Source organism: Saccharopolyspora sp. NPDC002376 (assembly GCF_053593195.1).
The window spans coordinates 28,148-44,593 of record NZ_JBSFBZ010000019.1; the positions used below are offsets into that span (position 1 = coordinate 28,148).

Below are 16,446 nucleotides of genomic sequence, written 5' to 3' on the forward strand. Positions count from 1 at the left end.
GGTTCGTCGTGCCCTGAAGCACTGACCTGCGCTCGCGGGAGTCCGGTTCCGACCGGTCCGCGAAACGCAGGAGAACCCGAACATGCCTACCCGCCGCAGGTCGGCGCGCGATCGAGCGCGCCGCGAACTCGGCCAGAACTTCCTGGTCGACCGGGGCGTCGCCCGCCACCTGGTCGACCTCTTCGAGCCAGCCCCGGTGCCGATCGTGGAACTCGGTGCCGGACGAGGCGCTATCACTCACTATCTGGTCCACAGTGGACGACAAGTCGTCGCTGTCGAGCTCGATCCGCGTTGGGCGGATGCGCTCCGAGACGCCTATCCGCAGGTCAGCGTAGTCCGCTGCGACATGCTCGACTTCCGCTTCCCCGCTGCGCCGTACTCGATGATCGGCAACTTGCCGTTCGGCATCACGACGTCGATGACACGCCGCCTGCTGGACGAGAGGTCCTGGTCGGAAGCGGTGCTGCTGGTGCAGTGGGATGTCGCCCGAAAACGCGCCGCGGGCGGCAGTCAGCTGAACGCGCAGTGGGCGCCCTGGTATGAATTCCGGCTCTGCGGCAGGGTTCCCGCGCGTTCGTTCCGCCCGGTGCCCGTAGTCGACGGAGGAATCCTGAAGCTGCATCGCAGAGTCGATCCCCTGGTGCCGTGGCGTGAAAAGCAGCGCTACCAGCGGTTCGTCGAAGCGGTGTTCACCGGCCGAGGTCGAGGTCTGACCGAGATCGTCCGCAACGTCACGGGCTCCAGGGTGTCGAATCTGCCCGCGCTGCCCCGGGATCTCCCCGCTGAGACATGGGCCTGGCTCTACTTCGAAACCACCTGAGATTAGTGCGTTCCCAACATGGTGGGAGTATTGTCAGTAGAGAACGGTTCGTCTTCTATTCGGCCGGCGTGCGAGGCCGGGATCGGAGGTCGTCGTGGCGTGCGTCGTTCCGCTGCGCGAGTTCGGCCGCGATGACCTGGCCTCGGCTGGCGGCAAAGCGGCGAACCTCGGCGAGCTCATCAACGCCGGATTCGCCGTCCCCGACGGCTTCGTGATCACCACCGACGCCTACGCCGAGGTCGCCAGGTCAATGGTGTCCGGCAACGCGGCAGCACTGCGGGCCGAGTTCGAAGCGGCGACCGTGCCGGATGAGCTGCTCAAAGCGATCACCACCGCATACGCCGAGTTGGGTGCCGGCCCGGTCGCGGTGCGCTCGAGCGCCACTGCGGAGGACCTGCCCGGAGCCGCGTTCGCCGGGCAGCAGGACACCTACCTCAACGTCATCGGCGAGGTAGCGCTGCTCGACGCGGTGCGGCGGTGCTGGGGTTCACTGTGGACGGACCGTGCGATCGCCTACCGCGAGAAGCGCGGCATCGCGCCTGATGAGGTGCGCATCGCCGTGGTGGTGCAGCGGATGGTCGACGCCGAGTTCGCCGGGGTCGTGTTCACCGCGAACCCGCTCACCGGCGATCGGCGGCAGCTCGTGGTCGACGCCAGCAGCGGCCTCGGCGAAGCGGTGGTGTCCGGTCTGGTCACGCCCGACCACTACGTCCTGGATCCGGACGGGCAGGTCCACGAGTGGTCACCAGGCCGCCGCGAAGTGGTGATCAAGAGCGTTGCGGGCGGCGGAGTCACCCAGCAGACCGGTGCCGCCGTCGAGCGGCTGCCCGGTCCGGTCCTCGCGGAGCTCGCGCGGCTCGGCACCCAGGTCACCGCGCACTTCGGCCGCCCGCAGGACATCGAGTGGGCATACGCCGCGGGCAGGGTCCTGTTGTTGCAGGCCAGGCCGATGACGGCGCTGCCACCGCCGCCGCTGCACCTGAACCGGCGCCAGCGCAAGATCGGCTCGGTGCTGCTCGAATACGTCCCGTACCGGCCGTACCCGATCGACATGTCGACATGGGTACCGCACGGTCCGGCCGGGATGATGGCCGAGGTCACCGGCGCGTACGGGATCCGCGGCGCGTTCGACGGATTCCTGCCTGAAGTCGACGGCGTGGTGGACCGGCTGGTGCCGCCATCCCCACGCCCATCGCTCGGGGTTCTGAAGGCACCGTTCAAGCTGATCGCCCGAGCCCGGCGCTACGACCCGGCGCGCTGGACGGAAGATCCGCGGTTCATCCGCTTCCGAGCTGACGTCCGCGAACTCGCGGCGCGCGACCTGACGAAGATGCCGTGGTCGCAGCTGATCCGCGTGCCGAGGCAAGCGCTGGACCTGGTGTCGCCGGTCGCCGACCTGCGCATCGACTACCTCCCGGCGACCGGGTTGTCGCTGGTGCGGCTGCTGATCGCGCTCAAGCTGACCGGACGTGCGGAGCTGCTGGGCGAGCTGATCGCTGGTGCTCCGACCCGCACCGCCGACGCCAACCGCGCGCTGGAGGCCCTGGCCGTTCGGGTTCGGGACAACCCGCCATTGAAGGAGGCCGTCGACGACCTCGACCCGGCGAAGCTGGCCGGTTTTCCCGAGTTCCACACGGAGTTCGCGGGGTTCCTGGCCGAGTACGGCCATCGCGAGACCGAAACCCCGGTCCTGGTGACGGCGCCGAGCTGGGGCGAATCCCCGGAAACGGTGCTCGGCCTGATCAAGGTGCTGGCCGATGGGGAACCGAGTTCTGACGGGCACGAGGATCGGGCGATGGCGCGGCTGCGCAGTCTCCGCATCCGCAGGTGGGTGCAGCGAGCCCGCGCCGGCGTGGCCTTCCGGGAGGACAGCCACTTCTACTTCACGATGCCGCAGCCGATCTTGCGTCGGTCGCTGCTGGAGATCGGCCGCCGGCTGGTTGATGCTGGAGGGCTCGACGACCCGGAGCAGGTCTTCCACCTGCGGCTGGAGGAACTGGAAGCGGTCGCGGACCCGGCCGACGGCCAGCAGCTGCGCGGACTCGTCGCGGCGCGGTCGGCCCGTCGCGAGGAGCTGGCGGGTGTCCGGCTCATCGACCCGAACCTGGTCTTTCCCCGCGAAGATCGCGGTGACGCGCTGGTGTCCGGGACTCCGGCCAGCGGCGGCCAGGCCACCGGACCGGCGCGGATCATCCGCGAACCAGCCGATTTCTCCCGGCTGAACAGCGGCGACGTGCTCGTGTGCCGGTACACGAATCCATCGTGGACACCGCTGTTCCAGCGCGCCGCGGCCGTGGTCGTGGACTCCGGCGGATCCGCCTCGCACGCGGCGATCGTGGCCCGCGAGTACGGCATCCCGGCGGTGATGGGCACGGCGGACGGCACGAGCACGATCATCGACGGCCTGATCGTCACCGTCGACGGCGACACCGGACGAGTCGTTCCGGCGAACTCCGAGGAATCATGACCATTGACCACCGCAAACTCCCCCGCCGACGAGGCGACGAGCTCACCGCGGCGATCTTCGTGGCGACGCTCGCCGAGCTGGAGGAGGTTGGCTACGCGGGCCTGACCATGGAACGGGTCGCGGAACGCGCCAAGACCGGCAAGGCGTCGCTGTACCGGAGATGGCCGAGCCGGATGGAACTGGTGCTGGCGGCGGTCTACAGCACCTGGCCGGAACCGGCGGATTCGGTGGACACGGGAACGCTGCGCGGCGACCTGCTCGCGATGCTGCGCCGCAGCGCCGAGGTGCTGGCGGGGCCAGCGGGCGAGGCGATGCGAGGCCTGCTTGGCGACGTCCTATCGGGCCAGGACCGAACGGTCCAGCTGCGGCAGCTCTCCCAGGCGCGCGGCCGCCGAACGATGGAGGAGATCGTCCGCCGAGCGTCCGAGCGCGGCGAGCTGGACGCGACGACGATCCCGCCCCGCCGCCTCGAGGTCGGCCAAGCGATGCTCCGCCAGCACTTCCTGTTCAACGGCACCCCGGTACCGGACGAGGTGATCGTGGAAATAGTCGACACAGTCCTGCTCCCCCTCCTCCAGCGCTAGCCCCTCGTGATGATCTGGTGGCAAGGTCTGCGAAATGCTGAGCTTGCGAGTTCTCACGCCAGCCGACTGGGACCTGTGGCGGGAGGTCCGACTCGCCGCTCTCGCTGAGGCTCCGCACGCCTTCAAATCCCGGCTGGAGGACTGGGAGAAGGACGGTGAGCAGCGATGGCGTTCGCGTTTGGAAGCTCCGGACATCTACAACATCCTCGTTCTGCTCGACGGTGAACCGGTCGGCATGGCCAGCGGAATCGCGGGTCGTGGCGGTGTCGTGGAACTCCGGTCCGTCTGGGTCGGCCCGAAAGCCCGAGGACGCGGTGTCGGGAACTACCTGGTGGGGGCGGTTCAGGATTGGGCAGTGCGAGCTGGCGCTGTCGCGTTGAAGCTCGCGGTCATCCCGGGCAATGAATCCGCCATCGCCCTGTACCTCCGCAACGGGTTCGTCGCCGTGGAAGAAGTCGGAGAACTGTTGCCCGATGGGGAAACCAGGGAGCACGTGATGCGGAAGGCGCTGCGCTGACGGGCTCCAGGACTCAGCGGTGGAGCTTGTCGAGGGCGAAGGCTCCGGGGCCGAAGGCGGCGAGGAGAAGGAAGATCCAGGAGTACATGGCCGCCAGTTCTCCCATGTTGCTCAGCGGGAGCAGGCCCGCCGGGGCGTGGTAGACGAAGTAGGCGTAGGCCATCACGCCGGAGAGCAGGAAGCCCGCGGTCCGGGTGCCGAACCCGGCGAGCACGCACAGGGAGCCAACGACCTCGATCAGGGAGGCGTACCACCCCGGCCACTCCCCGAAGGCCATGGCCAGGCCCGCGCCGTCGATGCCGCCGAAGAAGCCGAATCCCAGCAGGCCGTGGCAGAGGAACAGGAACCCCATCACGATCCGGAACAACCCGAGCACAACCGGCTTGGCACGGTCGGCGGAGGCAGCGACGGCGGTGGTCTTGGGGGTGGTCTGGACGCTCATGGCGGTGTCCTCTCAGGGGGCTCGCTCGGGGTGCTTTCACCCGTAGGTCGAACCAACCGCCCCCGGATCGACACGAACCCCAGAACTTTTCGGAGATTTTCCGCGAACCTGTTTTGCCTGGTTGTCGGTGGTGCGTGGCATGGTTCCGCGTGCTCGGTCGGCCGGGCTGGACGTGGAGGTGCGGGTGTTCAGGTCATTGCCCCGGTCGGTGAAGGCGTTGCTGGGGGTGCGGGTCCTCAACCAGTTGGGCGCCTACGTGCTGGCGTTCCTGGCTGTGCTGGCCGGTCCCGATCTGGCGGCCGTTGCACTGGGAGTCTTCGGGGTGGCGGCGTTGATCTCGCGGTGGGCCGGGAGCCTGTTGTTGGACAGGCTGGCGCACCGAACCGTGATCGCATCCGGGTTGGCCGCGACCGGGGTCTCCTTGCTGGTCCTGGCAGCGGCGCAGAACCCGGTGCAAGTGGTGCTCGCAGCCGCGCTGGTTGGACTGGCCTTCGAGATCTACGAACCGGCGTCCCAGGACCTGCTAGCCCGCCTCACCGAGGGCGAGCAGCGCCAGGACGCCTATGCGCTGCTGGGTACGTTCCTGGTGGCGTCCGGTGCGGTCGGGGGATTGCTGGCCGCGTTGGTGCTTCCGCTCGGCGTTCGCTGGCTGATGGTCGTCGACGGGGTCACCTGCGTTGTCGCCGCTCTGGTCACGCTGGCTTTCCTGGGTGCGGAAGCAGCGCAGCCGACCACGCGATCCTCCCGGGAGCGTTGGCGTCCCCCGGCACTTCTCCTGGCGCTGACCGCGGCGGGGACCGCGTTCGCCTTCGGCTACCTGGCCGTTCTGATGTTCATGCCGTTCGTCCTGCTGCAACGGGGCGCTCCGGACTGGCTGCCCGGCCTGGCCCTGACCGGATCGGCGCTGCTGGCCCCGCTGGTCGTGCGCCTGACCCGCACGCCGGTCAACGCCTTGCCGCATTCGACGGTGCTGGCAGGCGGGACAACGTTGCTCGGCGTGCTGGCCCTGCTGATGGTGTTCGGCGACGATCTCGCGCTCACCGTCGCGGCGTACCTGGGGTGGGCGGCGGTGAACGGCGTGCTGCTGGGCCGTTGGCTGGCGATGATCGCCGAGATCGCACCGGTCGCCGAGCGCCCCCGCTGGTTCGCCTTCTACGGTTCGTCGTGGGGTATCGCCCAGCCGGCTGTCCCCGCCGTCGTGGCCATGGCTGCTGGCGTCGTGGGCAGCACCGGTGGTGCGGCATTCCTGACCGCTGCGGTCGCTTTCCTCGCTGTACCGGTGTTCCTGATCCCCGGGCGGATGGGGCGCCGCCCCGCGATAGGTGCTTAGGGGCTTCGCCACCGAGGTTGGGCGTCCGTGGATTCCGTCGCACTCGCGCCCGGAAGTCGACGCTGATGGGGCGGTTGGGAGCTTTCGGGATTGCCGCCAGAATCGAGTAATGCCGATTCCGCGCGCTGTTGCCGTGGTCGTCGACCGGAGGCGGGTTCTGGTCATCAAGCGCTACCGCCGACGCGAGTCGTCCGAGGGTTGCGCGATGTGCAGGGGCTCTCGCTGGATGGAGCCGGGTTGTCCTGGACATCGTTATGCGGTCCTGCCTGGCGGACACGTCGAGGACGGGGAGTTATCGGAAGATGCGGCGGTGCGGGAGTTGGCCGAGGAGACCACGCTGCGGGCTCGGATCGATCGGCTGCTGTGGGCCGGGCACCACAACGGACGCCCGGCCTCGTACTTCCTCATGGCGGACGTCAGCGGGACCGCTGTCCTGTCCGGCCCGGAGGCCCGCGCGCACAGCCCGAACAACCACTTCGAACTGGCGTGGGCGACTGCCGGCGAGTTCGACCGCCTGAACCTCCACCCCGCCGATGTCAGGGACCCACTCGCCCGACTGCTGAGCTGCTAGACCTCGCCCTGCGCTCAGCGGGTTCGCCACCAGGGTTGGGCTTCGGTGGTGGGGAACATTCCGTCGCTCAGGACCACTCGGAACGGGTTCGGGCCAATCACCGCCCAGGCGTGCTTCGCGTGCTCTGACGGGAAGGACGGGCTCGTGACCAGCTGGAACAGCTCGTCGAAGGCGTCCGAGAACAGTTCGCTCAGGGGCTCTCCGATGCGGGCGTAGGCCCCGTGGCGGAGGTGGGCGGCCAGCGCTTCCAGGTCGAGCGAATCGAGCATGGCGGCTGCCCTCGGGTCGTCGTTGCGGAGGTGCTCGGCGACTTCGAAGCAGTCGTGGTGCAGTTCCTCGGTGACCTCGACGACGGACGGCAGGGTGCTGAACGCCGCCATCAGGTCGCCCGCGTCCTGGTGGGGGAAGCGCTGGGCCTTGCCGAGGCAGTACGGGACGAACTCCGGGAACTGCATGGTGTGCGCCGCTTGCGCCACGCGCACCCAGAACTCGGTCGGGAGTTCGTCGTCGCGGCCGACTTCATCGGCCCAGTGCCCGATGAAGTGCAGGGCGTTCATCCAGAAGTGGTGGTGGCCGTCGGCGATGCAGACGGCCAGTTCGGCGGTCTGCCCGCTGTCGTTGCGCAGCGGTTCCGGGACGAGTTCGGTCGCAGTGGTCAAGTACTCCACCAAGTCCCCGTCCGGGAAGGTCAGGCCGGCGGTCAGCCAGTCGGGGGACATCCTTCGCCTCTCTGCCGGGCCGACCACCCGCAGGTCAGCGAACTGAGCGATGCGACGCATGGGTGCACATCCGCGAGTAGAGAGGATAGTTCGGCCGCGCCGCTCATCGGTGGGCGAGACGTGAAAGGCACCTCCCGCCGAGTTCGGCGGAAGGTGCCTTCAGAGCGGAGGGTCAGCGCCAGACGGCTACGACCGACGGGCGGGGGCGGGAGTCCCCACCGTCGGGCCAGTGCGAGGCGGGGTTGTCCGCGTTCGCCCCGTCGAGCTCTCCCGGGTGCTGGACCGAAACCATGATCAGGTCGTCTTCGACGACCGGGCCGCAGGTTTCTGCGCCGCGCGGGACGGACAGGAACTGCATCACGTGGCCGCGGTGCGGACCTTCCAGTGGAACCGCGTAGAGGCCGTCGTTGGCGCTGAGGGCTTCCGAGGAGTCGGTGGCGATCCACAGGTGGCCGTGGCTGTCGAAGGTCACGTTGTCCGGGCAGGAGATCGGGCTGACCTGGGACTTGTCGAAGCCGCCGAAGTACGTGCTCGGGTCGTTCGGGTCGCCGCAGACCAGCAGCAGGCGCCAGGCGAAGTGGTTGCCGGCAGGGGCGTCGTCGAGCTCCAGGACCTGGCCGTGCTTGTTGGCCGTGCGCGGGTTGGCCTCGTCGGCAGAGGCTTTGCCGTCCGGTCCGCGGTCGGAGTTGTTGGTCAGCGCGGCGTAGACGCGACCGGTCTTCGGGTGCGGTTCAACGTCCTCAGGGCGGTCCATCTTCGTCGCACCCACCTTGTCGGCGGCGAGGCGGGCGAAGACGTAAACCTCTTCGGCGCTCATCCCGTCGACGAAGCTGGTGTCGTTGTGCGCCAACGGGATCCACTCTCCGGTGCCGTCGAACTCGCCGTCGGCCGGGAGCTCGCCGGAACCGTCGATCTCGTCGGGGCTGTTGCCGGTGAACTTCGCGACGTACAGGGTTCCCGAGTCCAGCAGCGCCATGTTGTGGCGGCGGGCGTGGGCGCTGTTGCCGGGCTTCATCTTCTCGTCGGAGACGAAGCGGTAGAGGTATTCGAACTTCTCGTCGTCGCCCATGTACGCGACGGCGCGACCGTCGTCGGCGAGGCGGATGTTGGCGCCTTCGTGCTTGAAGCGGCCGAGCGCGGTGTGCTTGATCGGCGTCGATTCCGGGTCGTACGGGTCGAGTTCGATGATCCAGCCGAACCGGTTCGGCTCGTTGACCTGCTGTGCGAGGTCCCAGCGGGAGTCGAAGCGCTCCCACTTGCGTTCGGAGGCGCCGCCCTTGATGCCGTAGCGGGTCAGGCGCTCCTGGGTGGTCGGGTCGGTGACCTGGTCGGCGTTGGCGAAGTAGAAGTGGATGTTCTCCTCGCCGGACAGGATCGTGCCCCACGGGGTCACGCCGCCCGAGCAGTTGTTCATGGTGCCGAACGAGCGCGTTCCGGTCGGATCCACCGGAGTCTTCAGCAGGTCGCTGCCGGCGGCCGGTCCGCGCAGCTCGAACGCGGTGTTGAGGGTGATCCGCCGGTTGAGCGGGTCCAGCACAGGTTTCGGTGCGCCCTTACCGGTTTCGAGCACGACCACGGACAACCCGTGCGCAGCCCAGGCGATCCGGACCTGCTGCTCGGTGGGGTTTTCCGGGTCGTATCCCTGGAAGAGGAATTCCTCGGTGGTGTACTCGTGGTTGTTCACCATCAGCCGCCGCTTGCCCTTGAACGGCAGCAGCGCGCAGAAGTCGTTGTTGTAGCCGAACTGCGCTTCCTGCGCTTCGGGCGTCTGGTTTTCGAAGTCGAATTCCGGTGCGCCGGGCAGGATCGGATCGCCCCAGCGGATCACGATGTCGTGCTGGTAGCCATCCGGGACGACCACCGCGTCTTCGCTGTTCGGCTGCACCGGGGTGAAGTCCAGGCCCGGTGGATTGCCGGGGGCGGCGGTGGCGGATCGGGTGCTGAGCCCGGGCAGCACCGCGGCGGAGGCCGCGACGACTGCGCCCGCGCGCAGGAGGCCGCGCCGGTTCAGCGCGCTGGCCAGCAGATCCCCGAAGTACGGGTTGTTCGTGGGGTTCGGCGGGTGCTCGGAGCACTGATCGCCGCAGCGGTACCGGCAGGTGAGTTTGGCCCGGCCGGTGGAAAGCAGTGGCAGGAGTCGACGTTCGTCCGGCTGTGGTGCCACCGATACCTCCAAGCTGATCGAGAACGGCTTGGAGCGTATGACAAGGTGAACGAATAGCAAGAGATATGGGAAAAACGGGTGAATTCCCGCAAATCGCTTGCCTGTCGGGCTCAACGGTCGGAGAAAGCGAACGGACCGTTCACCTCGGTGGATGAGGCAAACGGTCCGTTGGTGTCAAGCAGCTCAGAACTCTTCGCCGACCAGCGCGGCCTCGGCGGGAACCTCGTGCTCGTTGCCCTTGGCACGCAGCTCGAGGGAAAGCAGTCCGGCTGCGATCACGCACAGCACCGCGCCGACGGCGAACGGAGCGTGGTTCGAACCGAACCAGGTGGCGACGTGCCCGACCAAGGTGGCCGCGACCGCTCCGCCGAGCCAACGGAGGAAGTTGTAGCCCGCGCTGGCGACCGGCCGCGGCGCGTCGCTGATGCTCATCGCGGTGCCGGTGAACAGGGTGTTGAGCAGGCCGGAGGCTAGGCCGCTGAGGATCACCGCGATGACCACCACCGGCTTGGAACCGATGGACATGACGCCGAGCAGGACGGCGAAGATCAGCACCGCGATGATGGTGCCGCCGACCTCGCCGAAGCGGGCCGCGAGCCGCGGCGCTAGGAACACGCCGGCCAGCGCGACGCACAGGCCCCAGCCGAAGAACACCAGACCGACCGCGATCGCGCCGAACTCCAGGACGAACGGTGCCCAGGCGAGCACGATGAAGAACGCGGCGGTGTAGAAGGCCGAGCCCAGTGCCGTCCGCAGCAGGCCGCCGTGGCCGAGCGCGCGGATCGGGTCGAGCAGCCGGACCTTGGGTCGCTCGGAGCGGGCACCGTCCTTCGGCAGGAAACCGGCGGACAGGATCAGTGCGATCGCCATCAGCGCCGCGGTTCCGGCGAACGGGCCGCGCCAGGAGATGTTGCCCAGCAGCGCGCCCAGCAGCGGCCCGGTGGAGAGGCCGATGCCGAGAGCTGCCTCGTAGAGCATGATCGCGGCGGCCTGGCCACCGCTGGCGGCGCCGACGATTACCGACAGCGCGGTGGCGATGAAGAACGCGTTGCCCAGACCCCACACCGCGCGGAGCGCGACGAGTTGGCCGATCGAGTCGGCCGCCGCGCACGCCAGCGTCGCGACCACGATCAGCGCCAGCCCGGTGACCACGGTCCGCTTCGCGCCGAAGCGGGCGCTGAAGGCACCGGTGATCAGCATCGCCACGACCTGCACGCCCAGGTAGGACGAGAACAGCAGGGTGACCTGCTCAGGGCCGGCGCGCAGGGCCTCAGCGATCGAAAGCAGGATCGGGTCGACCAGTCCGATGCCCATGAAGGCGATCACGGCGGCGAAGGCGGTGATCCACACCGCTTTTGGCTGCCCCTTGAACACGTCGAGGAACCGAACGTCATGCCCGGCGCTCATCGGCCGCCACCCCTCGCAGCAGGAAATGATTTCGTTTGCAAGGCTAACAATCGGCGTTTAGCGGCGCAAAAGAAAATGAGCAAGCTCACCGGGAAAGGCTCCGACCAGCGGAAACGGTGCCATCGTTCGCCGAGTGGGGATGGTGCGAACGGACTGTTCTCCTTCTCGTACAAGGCGAACGGTCCGTTCGCTCGTCGGCCGGGCTAGGTGCTGAGGCTGGCGCGGGCTGCGGTTGCGATCGCCTCCTCCGGGTGTTGATCGGCGATGACCTCGAGAACTTCGGTCGCGCTGGCGTGCGTGCTGTTCGCGATCTCCGTGATCAGGGACAGCTGGTCGGATGCCGGGTGTCGGCCGAACTCGGTGAGGAACAGGTCGGAATCCTCGTCCAGCGCCGCCGCCATGCCGTCCAGCGCGCACGAGAGCTCGTCGCCTGGACGGAGCACGTCGTCCGCGCTTTGCCCGGCCTGCAACCACATTCGCACTGCCGAGCCTGCCACCGGATCGTCGACCAGCTCGCGTGCCGCTGTCACGCCCTCCGCGCCGGTGTGCTCCAGGACGGCGAGCGCCGACAGTCGGACCGTCGGGTCGTCGACTCGGCGCAGCAGGGCTGTCAGCTCGCCGCTCGCCTGCCGGGCGCCGCGGTGCTCGATCCACCGCGCGATCAGGACCTGCTGGATGCCGGGAGGGGTATCTGCGGCGGCCAAGACGAGCAGCTCCGCTGGGGTGGACACCAGGTCGTCCACCGATGGCACGCGGAATCCGAAGGCGCGCAACGATTCCCGCGCCGCCCATTTGCCGGCGGGAAGCAACTCGACCACTGTGCAGTCGGCGTCGGGAACCTCGGTGTCCAGTGCCTCGATCTCCGCTGGATCGGTGGTGGCGCGCGTGCGGACGGCCTGCATCGCCTCCCACTGGGCGATCACCTGACGCACGACGTCGCGCACCGCCTCGCGCGCTGCCGGTTCCTCCTCGTCGAGCAGGTCGCAGGTCATCGTCACGATCAGCTCGAGCGGCACCGCGTCAATGCGAGCGTAGAGCACGCTCAGCGTCGCCTGCACGATCTCCGGGAGCGCATCGGCGCCATCGGTCAACGCTTCCAGTCGATCCCGGAAGACGTCGTCGACCAGCACGAACCGCTGCCACAGCCGGGTCCACAGCAGTTCGGGTTGGGACAGCAGGGGATCCGCGATCTGGGTGCGCACCAGGAGCTCGCCGACCGGGCGGAGCAGGCCAGTGCGCTCGGCCCACTCCAGCAACAGGTCGGCATCTTCCGCGCTGCCGCCCAGCGCCGTCACCAAATCGTCCACATCGGACGGATCGCGGGCGTCGCCGATCCAGTCCAGGACGGTGCGGATCCGTTGCATGATCGGCGATTCTGCCGCGATCGACCGGTGCGGTTCGGGCGCCGTGAGCTCGGTAGGTGGCAGCCACAGCGCGGGTTGAACGCTCGGCTCCAGTGATTCGCGGCGCTCGATCTCCTCCAGCACGTCGTGGTCCACATCGACCTCGTCGGCCTCCACTGCGGCGGAGAACTTCGCCGCGGCCCGAGGATCGTCGGCGTTCACACCAAGTTCCCGCATCGCGGTCGCCCAGAACTTCTCCGAGCTCCACTCGGTCGGTTCAGCCATCGCCGCCAGGTAGTCCGGCGTGGCGCGCTCCACCGCCCAATGCAGGTCGGGAGTCGGATTCGGGCTGGTCAGAAGGCTGTTCGAGGCGAGGAAGTCGATCCACTTGTGCAGGAAGTCGGGCACGATCGACCAGTCCGCCAGCACCGCTCGGCGCGGCACCACGGACACCAGGAACCTGGCTAGCTCGTCCTCGGACCACCAGGCCAGCAAGCCGTCCCTGGCGAACTTGTCGGTCAGCAGATCGTCGACCAGCCAGCAGGCGTCGAGCGCGGGGTGGTCGTGGTCGAACAGGGCGATCAGCTCGGCGCGGGCGGTTTCGAACCGGTCGGTCTCGCCGTGGATGAAAACGGTTCGCATGGCGTGCTCCTCTTCGCTCAGGTGTGCGGATCACGTCGAGCGTAGGGAGTCCGCGCAGCATTTCCGGGTAGTGCAAGCAAGGTTCCGCACCTGTGTCGGGACCCTCTAACGGGTGAATCTGCTGGGGTGTCGGTATGCCCATCTGTACTTGTCCCGCTTCGGCCGCCAGGGCCGTTCGTCCATGCTTTCGCTGCGTCCGAGAACGGCGCACCAAACGCGAAGTACCTGCCCGGCAGCCCGGAGAAGACTCCGCCGCCCCGGTTCGGCCCACCCGGCCGGAGTGACAAGCGGACTGCCTCAACGAAGCCGCAACAGGGAGGAGGTATCGGCGACCGGGCGACAGCAATTGCCCCAAGCTGTCTGCCGTCCGGCCTCCTTTCAGCGAGGTGGGTGGCACCCGTCCGACGAGGCGGCAACGAAGCCGCCGCACCCACCTCGCTGAGCCCCGCTTCGCGTTCCCCGCCCCCCGATCCCCGAAAGCCTGCGGAACACCCACATGTCCAGCCATTCCGAGTACCACGCAGCCGGATGGCGGGTCGATCACGACCCGCGCACCAACCGAACCACACTCCTCGTCGGCGACCGCGTCAGCGCACTGCGCACGCCCGCCCACTTCGCCGCCCACATCCACCACGTGCTGGCCGTGCACCTGCAGGCCGGTCCGGTGCTCGTCGACGGCGCGGACTGGGTGCTGTTCACCCAGCTGGCCCCGCGCTCCGAACCGCCGCTCGACCTCCCCGAACTCACCGCAGTTCCGGTCGGCACCCGCCTCGTGCTCCCGCCGCTGAACGACCCGCGCTGGATCAGTCCGCCGCGCATGGGCCTCTCGGCGCCGGCGCACCAGGTAGTCTGCTCGGCCACCCGCCGAGCCCGCCTAGTCGCGCCCCTCGTCGCCGCCTGAACAACGTTGGTTTTGCCTAAAACTGCCCACGGACTCCGGGTGTCAGTTTTAGGGCAAAACTGACACCTGCCTCCCGCCGCGCTGGGTCCTCCGCCGTCGATGATCCGCGAATTCCATGGAAGTCGGACGTCCAATTTCCATGGAAATCGCACGTCATCGGCGTGTTGGGTCACGACACACCGAGGATGTGAGGACGGCTCAGGTCATGGTTGTTCGGCGAACCAGACTGCGATCTGGGCGCGGGAGGTGACGCCGAGCTTGGACATGATGTGCTCGAGGTGGCTGTCCGAGGTCCGCTTGGAGATCACCAGCTGCTCGGCGATCTGGCGGTTCGACAAGCCCTGCGCCACCAGTCGCGCCACCTCGCGCTCCCGCGGCGTCAGCCGGACTGGCGCCTCCGTCGTCGGTGCCGTGTGGCGCTCGCCCAGCGCGAACTGGATCAGCTCGTCCAGCGTGCACTCCGCGCCCCGTCGCCGTGCGGCGCGAAGTTCCGCGGTGGGCAGCATATTTCGGATCTTCGCCTCGGTTTCCGTGTGCCAGACCGCATAAGGGCGCAGTCCGAGCAGGCAGCTGCCCGCCGGCTGCCACAACCGGCTCACCGCCGCGCTCAGCTGCGCGGATCGAGCCGCTTGGCCCTGCGCCGCGGCAGCCCACGAATCGATCTCGATCGCCAGCAGCTCGCCCAGCACATCGCCGAAGAGCTGCTTGATCCGCAGGCATTCGTGCAGGTGGGCCACGGACGCGTCGAGGTCGCCCTGCCGCCAGCGCGCCAGTCCGAGCACCAGCTCGCACCACGACCGCGCCCACCGCTCGCCGTGCTCCTCGCAGATCTCCTGGCACCGCTCGCACAGGTCGAGCGCCCGCCGGAGCTCGCTGTCGAAGATCCGCAGCGCCGCCAGGCACAACATGCTGATCATCGCGAGCCCGTCGTGGCGCAGGACTTCCTCCTGCTCCAGCGCCTCGGCGAACCGGGCCATCGCGGCGTCGTGGTGGCCGCGGAACATGTCGATGAACCCGGCGGTTTGCGGGACCAGGCTCAGCACCGCATCGGCCCGCACCTCCCGGGCCATTCCCTGCGCCTCGGTGAGCAGATCCGACGCCGCGTCGGAATCCCCGTGCCAGCCGCTGACCAGCGCTTTCACCAGCAAGGCGCGGGCCCGCTGCGGACTCGGCCCGGGTGAGACCTGCAGGGCCTCTCCCAGCCACGAGATGCCTTCGCGGAGGGCGCCGCTGGCGAGCCAGAAGAACCGCAGTGCCGCCGCCATGCGCAGGGCCTCGTCGGATTCGCCGGGCTCGGTGCAGCAGAACTCCAACGCGCTGCGCAGGTTTCGCCGGTCCAGCCGCAGCCGAGCCAGCCACTCCACCTGATCCGGTCCGAGCCACTCGGCGTCGACGCGCTCGGCCAGCAGCAGGAAGTGGTCGCGGTGGTGACGGCGCAGCACGAGTTCCTTGGTGCCGCCGCCGAGCCGTTCCCGGCCGTACTCCTGGATCGTCCGCAGCAGCCGGTAGCGGGTGCGCGCGTCCTGCGGATCTTCCTTGATCAGCACGGACTTCTCGACCAGACCGGCCACCCCGACGAAGACGTCCTCCACGGTCACGCCGTCCCCGACGCACACCGCCTCGGCCGCCTCCAGTTCGAAGCTGTCGGAGAACACCGAAAGCCGCGCCCACACCGCTTGCTCCACCGGCGAGCACAGGTCGTAGCTCCACTCGATCGCCGCCCGCAATGACTGGTGGTGCGGTGCCGCGCTGCGATTGCCCCAGGTCAGCAGCCGGTACCGGTCGGTGAGGCGGGCCAGGATCTCCGACACCGACAGCGAGCGCATCCACACCGCGGCCAGCTCGATCGCCAGTGGCAACCCGTCCAGCTGCTGGCACAGCCGGACCACCTCGGCCTCGTTGTCCGGTCCGACGGCGAAGTCCGGCAACACAGCCGAGGCCCGGTCGGCGAACAGCTCCAGCGCTTCGTGGCCGACGGCCCGCTGCACCACCCGGCCTCGCGAATCCAGTCGCGGCATCAGCAGCGGCGGCACTGGCAACACCTGTTCCCCGGCGATGGCCAGCGGCGCCCGCGAGGTGACCAGGACGCGCAGTTCGGGGGCGGTCGCCAGCAGCTCGCCGACCAGTAGCCCGCACCCCTCCAGCAGGTGCTCGCAACCGTCCAGCACGATCAGCATCCGTTTGTCGGCCAGCTGCTCGGTCAGCAGGTTCTCGGCCGAGGAGGGCGGTGAGCTGCGCAGGCCGAGACCGCTGGCCAGCACTTGTGCGAGATCGCTGGTAACGGGGACCTCGGCGAACGACACCAGCCAGATGCCGTCGGGGAAGGCGCGGCGCAGGTCGTGCGCGACGCGGGTGGCCAGCCGGGACTTGCCGACCCCGGCAACTCCCGTGAGGGTCACCAGCCGGGACGTCGACAGCAGTCTTTTGACCTGCGTGATCGCTCCGCGACGACCGACGAAGCTCGTTAGGTCGTCAGGCAGTCTGCCCACCCGCCGGGTTGTCATCGAGACCACCCGCACTCACCCGAACAATTTGGCGT

13 protein-coding genes are annotated in these 16,446 nt (G+C 68.6%); 7 read left to right on the plus strand and 6 right to left on the minus strand.

The features are described 5' to 3' along the window. Window positions 1-82: 82 nt before the first annotated feature. The 4 genes from erm to ACWCO2_RS15320 all read left to right on the plus strand — a co-directional run bounded on the left by erm (window position 83) and on the right by ACWCO2_RS15320 (window position 4,388). Entirely contained in the window at window positions 83-820 is a 738-nt protein-coding gene (gene erm, locus ACWCO2_RS15305; RefSeq protein ID WP_450128357.1) for a 23S ribosomal RNA methyltransferase Erm, read from the plus strand. A gap of 94 nt (window positions 821-914) precedes the next feature. Then, window positions 915-3,287 (plus strand): PEP/pyruvate-binding domain-containing protein, encoded by a 2,373-nt coding sequence (locus ACWCO2_RS15310; RefSeq protein ID WP_450128358.1) that lies wholly within the window; start codon window positions 915-917, stop codon window positions 3,285-3,287. After that, a complete protein-coding gene (locus ACWCO2_RS15315) occupies window positions 3,284-3,871 on the plus strand; it encodes a TetR/AcrR family transcriptional regulator (RefSeq protein WP_450128359.1) in 588 nt (195 codons plus the stop codon). Before ACWCO2_RS15310 ends, ACWCO2_RS15315 begins: the two co-directional genes overlap by 4 nt. A 34-nt stretch (window positions 3,872-3,905) precedes the next feature. Next, window positions 3,906-4,388 (plus strand): N-acetyltransferase family protein, encoded by a 483-nt coding sequence (locus tag ACWCO2_RS15320; protein ID WP_450128360.1) that lies wholly within the window; start codon window positions 3,906-3,908, stop codon window positions 4,386-4,388. Between the two features lie 13 nt (window positions 4,389-4,401). Here ACWCO2_RS15320 and ACWCO2_RS15325 read toward each other — a convergent pair whose 3' ends face one another. Next, window positions 4,402-4,830 (minus strand): DoxX family protein, encoded by a 429-nt coding sequence (locus ACWCO2_RS15325; protein WP_450128361.1) that lies wholly within the window; start codon window positions 4,828-4,830, stop codon window positions 4,402-4,404. A 139-nt stretch (window positions 4,831-4,969) separates the two neighbouring features. Between ACWCO2_RS15325 and ACWCO2_RS15330 the strand changes: the two genes are divergently transcribed. Both ACWCO2_RS15330 and ACWCO2_RS15335 read left to right on the plus strand, forming a co-directional pair. Next, window positions 4,970-6,160 (plus strand): MFS transporter, encoded by a 1,191-nt coding sequence (locus ACWCO2_RS15330; protein WP_450128362.1) that lies wholly within the window; start codon window positions 4,970-4,972, stop codon window positions 6,158-6,160. A 109-nt stretch (window positions 6,161-6,269) separates the two neighbouring features. Beyond that, a complete protein-coding gene (locus ACWCO2_RS15335; RefSeq protein WP_450128363.1) occupies window positions 6,270-6,731 on the plus strand; it encodes an NUDIX domain-containing protein in 462 nt (153 codons plus the stop codon). A gap of 14 nt (window positions 6,732-6,745) precedes the next feature. Here ACWCO2_RS15335 and ACWCO2_RS15340 read toward each other — a convergent pair whose 3' ends face one another. The 4 genes from ACWCO2_RS15340 to ACWCO2_RS15355 all read right to left on the minus strand — a co-directional run bounded on the left by ACWCO2_RS15340 (window position 6,746) and on the right by ACWCO2_RS15355 (window position 13,006). Then, window positions 6,746-7,510 carry a hypothetical protein gene (locus ACWCO2_RS15340; RefSeq protein ID WP_450128364.1) on the minus strand — a complete coding sequence of 255 codons (765 nt, stop codon included), beginning with the start codon at window positions 7,508-7,510 and terminating at the stop codon, window positions 6,746-6,748. A 112-nt stretch (window positions 7,511-7,622) separates the two neighbouring features. Continuing rightward, a complete protein-coding gene (locus ACWCO2_RS15345) occupies window positions 7,623-9,614 on the minus strand; it encodes a PhoX family protein (RefSeq protein WP_450128365.1) in 1,992 nt (663 codons plus the stop codon). Window positions 9,615-9,797: 183 nt separating this feature from the next. Then, the gene (locus ACWCO2_RS15350; protein ID WP_450128366.1) at window positions 9,798-11,021 is read right to left on the minus strand and encodes an MFS transporter; all 1,224 of its coding nucleotides are present in this window, start codon (window positions 11,019-11,021) and stop codon (window positions 9,798-9,800) included. A gap of 203 nt (window positions 11,022-11,224) precedes the next feature. Beyond that, a complete protein-coding gene (locus tag ACWCO2_RS15355; RefSeq protein WP_450128367.1) occupies window positions 11,225-13,006 on the minus strand; it encodes a HEAT repeat domain-containing protein in 1,782 nt (593 codons plus the stop codon). Window positions 13,007-13,502: 496 nt separating this feature from the next. On the opposite strand from ACWCO2_RS15355, the gene ACWCO2_RS15360 reads away from it, so the two are divergent. Beyond that, window positions 13,503-13,907: a hypothetical protein gene (locus ACWCO2_RS15360; RefSeq protein WP_450128368.1), complete on the plus strand. Its 405-nt coding sequence runs from the start codon at window positions 13,503-13,505 to the stop codon at window positions 13,905-13,907. A 203-nt stretch (window positions 13,908-14,110) separates the two neighbouring features. Here ACWCO2_RS15360 and ACWCO2_RS15365 read toward each other — a convergent pair whose 3' ends face one another. Then, window positions 14,111-16,396: a LuxR C-terminal-related transcriptional regulator gene (locus ACWCO2_RS15365; protein ID WP_450128369.1), complete on the minus strand. Its 2,286-nt coding sequence runs from the start codon at window positions 16,394-16,396 to the stop codon at window positions 14,111-14,113. Window positions 16,397-16,446: the final 50 nt, after the last annotated feature.

Bases quoted from the DNA above. Each gene is read 5' to 3' on its own strand.
- ACWCO2_RS15335 (WP_450128363.1), top strand. From the start codon at position 6,270: ATGCCGATTCCGCGCGCTGTTGCCGTGGTCGTCGACCGGAGGCGGGTT.
- erm (WP_450128357.1), top strand. From the start codon at position 83: ATGCCTACCCGCCGCAGGTCGGCGCGCGATCGAGCGCGCCGCGAACTC.
- ACWCO2_RS15360 (WP_450128368.1), top strand. From the start codon at position 13,503: ATGTCCAGCCATTCCGAGTACCACGCAGCCGGATGGCGGGTCGATCAC.
- ACWCO2_RS15350 (WP_450128366.1), bottom strand. From the start codon at position 11,021: ATGAGCGCCGGGCATGACGTTCGGTTCCTCGACGTGTTCAAGGGGCAG.
- ACWCO2_RS15330 (WP_450128362.1), top strand. From the start codon at position 4,970: ATGGTTCCGCGTGCTCGGTCGGCCGGGCTGGACGTGGAGGTGCGGGTG.
- ACWCO2_RS15320 (WP_450128360.1), top strand. From the start codon at position 3,906: ATGCTGAGCTTGCGAGTTCTCACGCCAGCCGACTGGGACCTGTGGCGG.
- ACWCO2_RS15340 (WP_450128364.1), bottom strand. From the start codon at position 7,510: ATGCGTCGCATCGCTCAGTTCGCTGACCTGCGGGTGGTCGGCCCGGCA.
- ACWCO2_RS15355 (WP_450128367.1), bottom strand. From the start codon at position 13,006: ATGCGAACCGTTTTCATCCACGGCGAGACCGACCGGTTCGAAACCGCC.
- ACWCO2_RS15325 (WP_450128361.1), bottom strand. From the start codon at position 4,830: ATGAGCGTCCAGACCACCCCCAAGACCACCGCCGTCGCTGCCTCCGCC.
- ACWCO2_RS15315 (WP_450128359.1), top strand. From the start codon at position 3,284: ATGACCATTGACCACCGCAAACTCCCCCGCCGACGAGGCGACGAGCTC.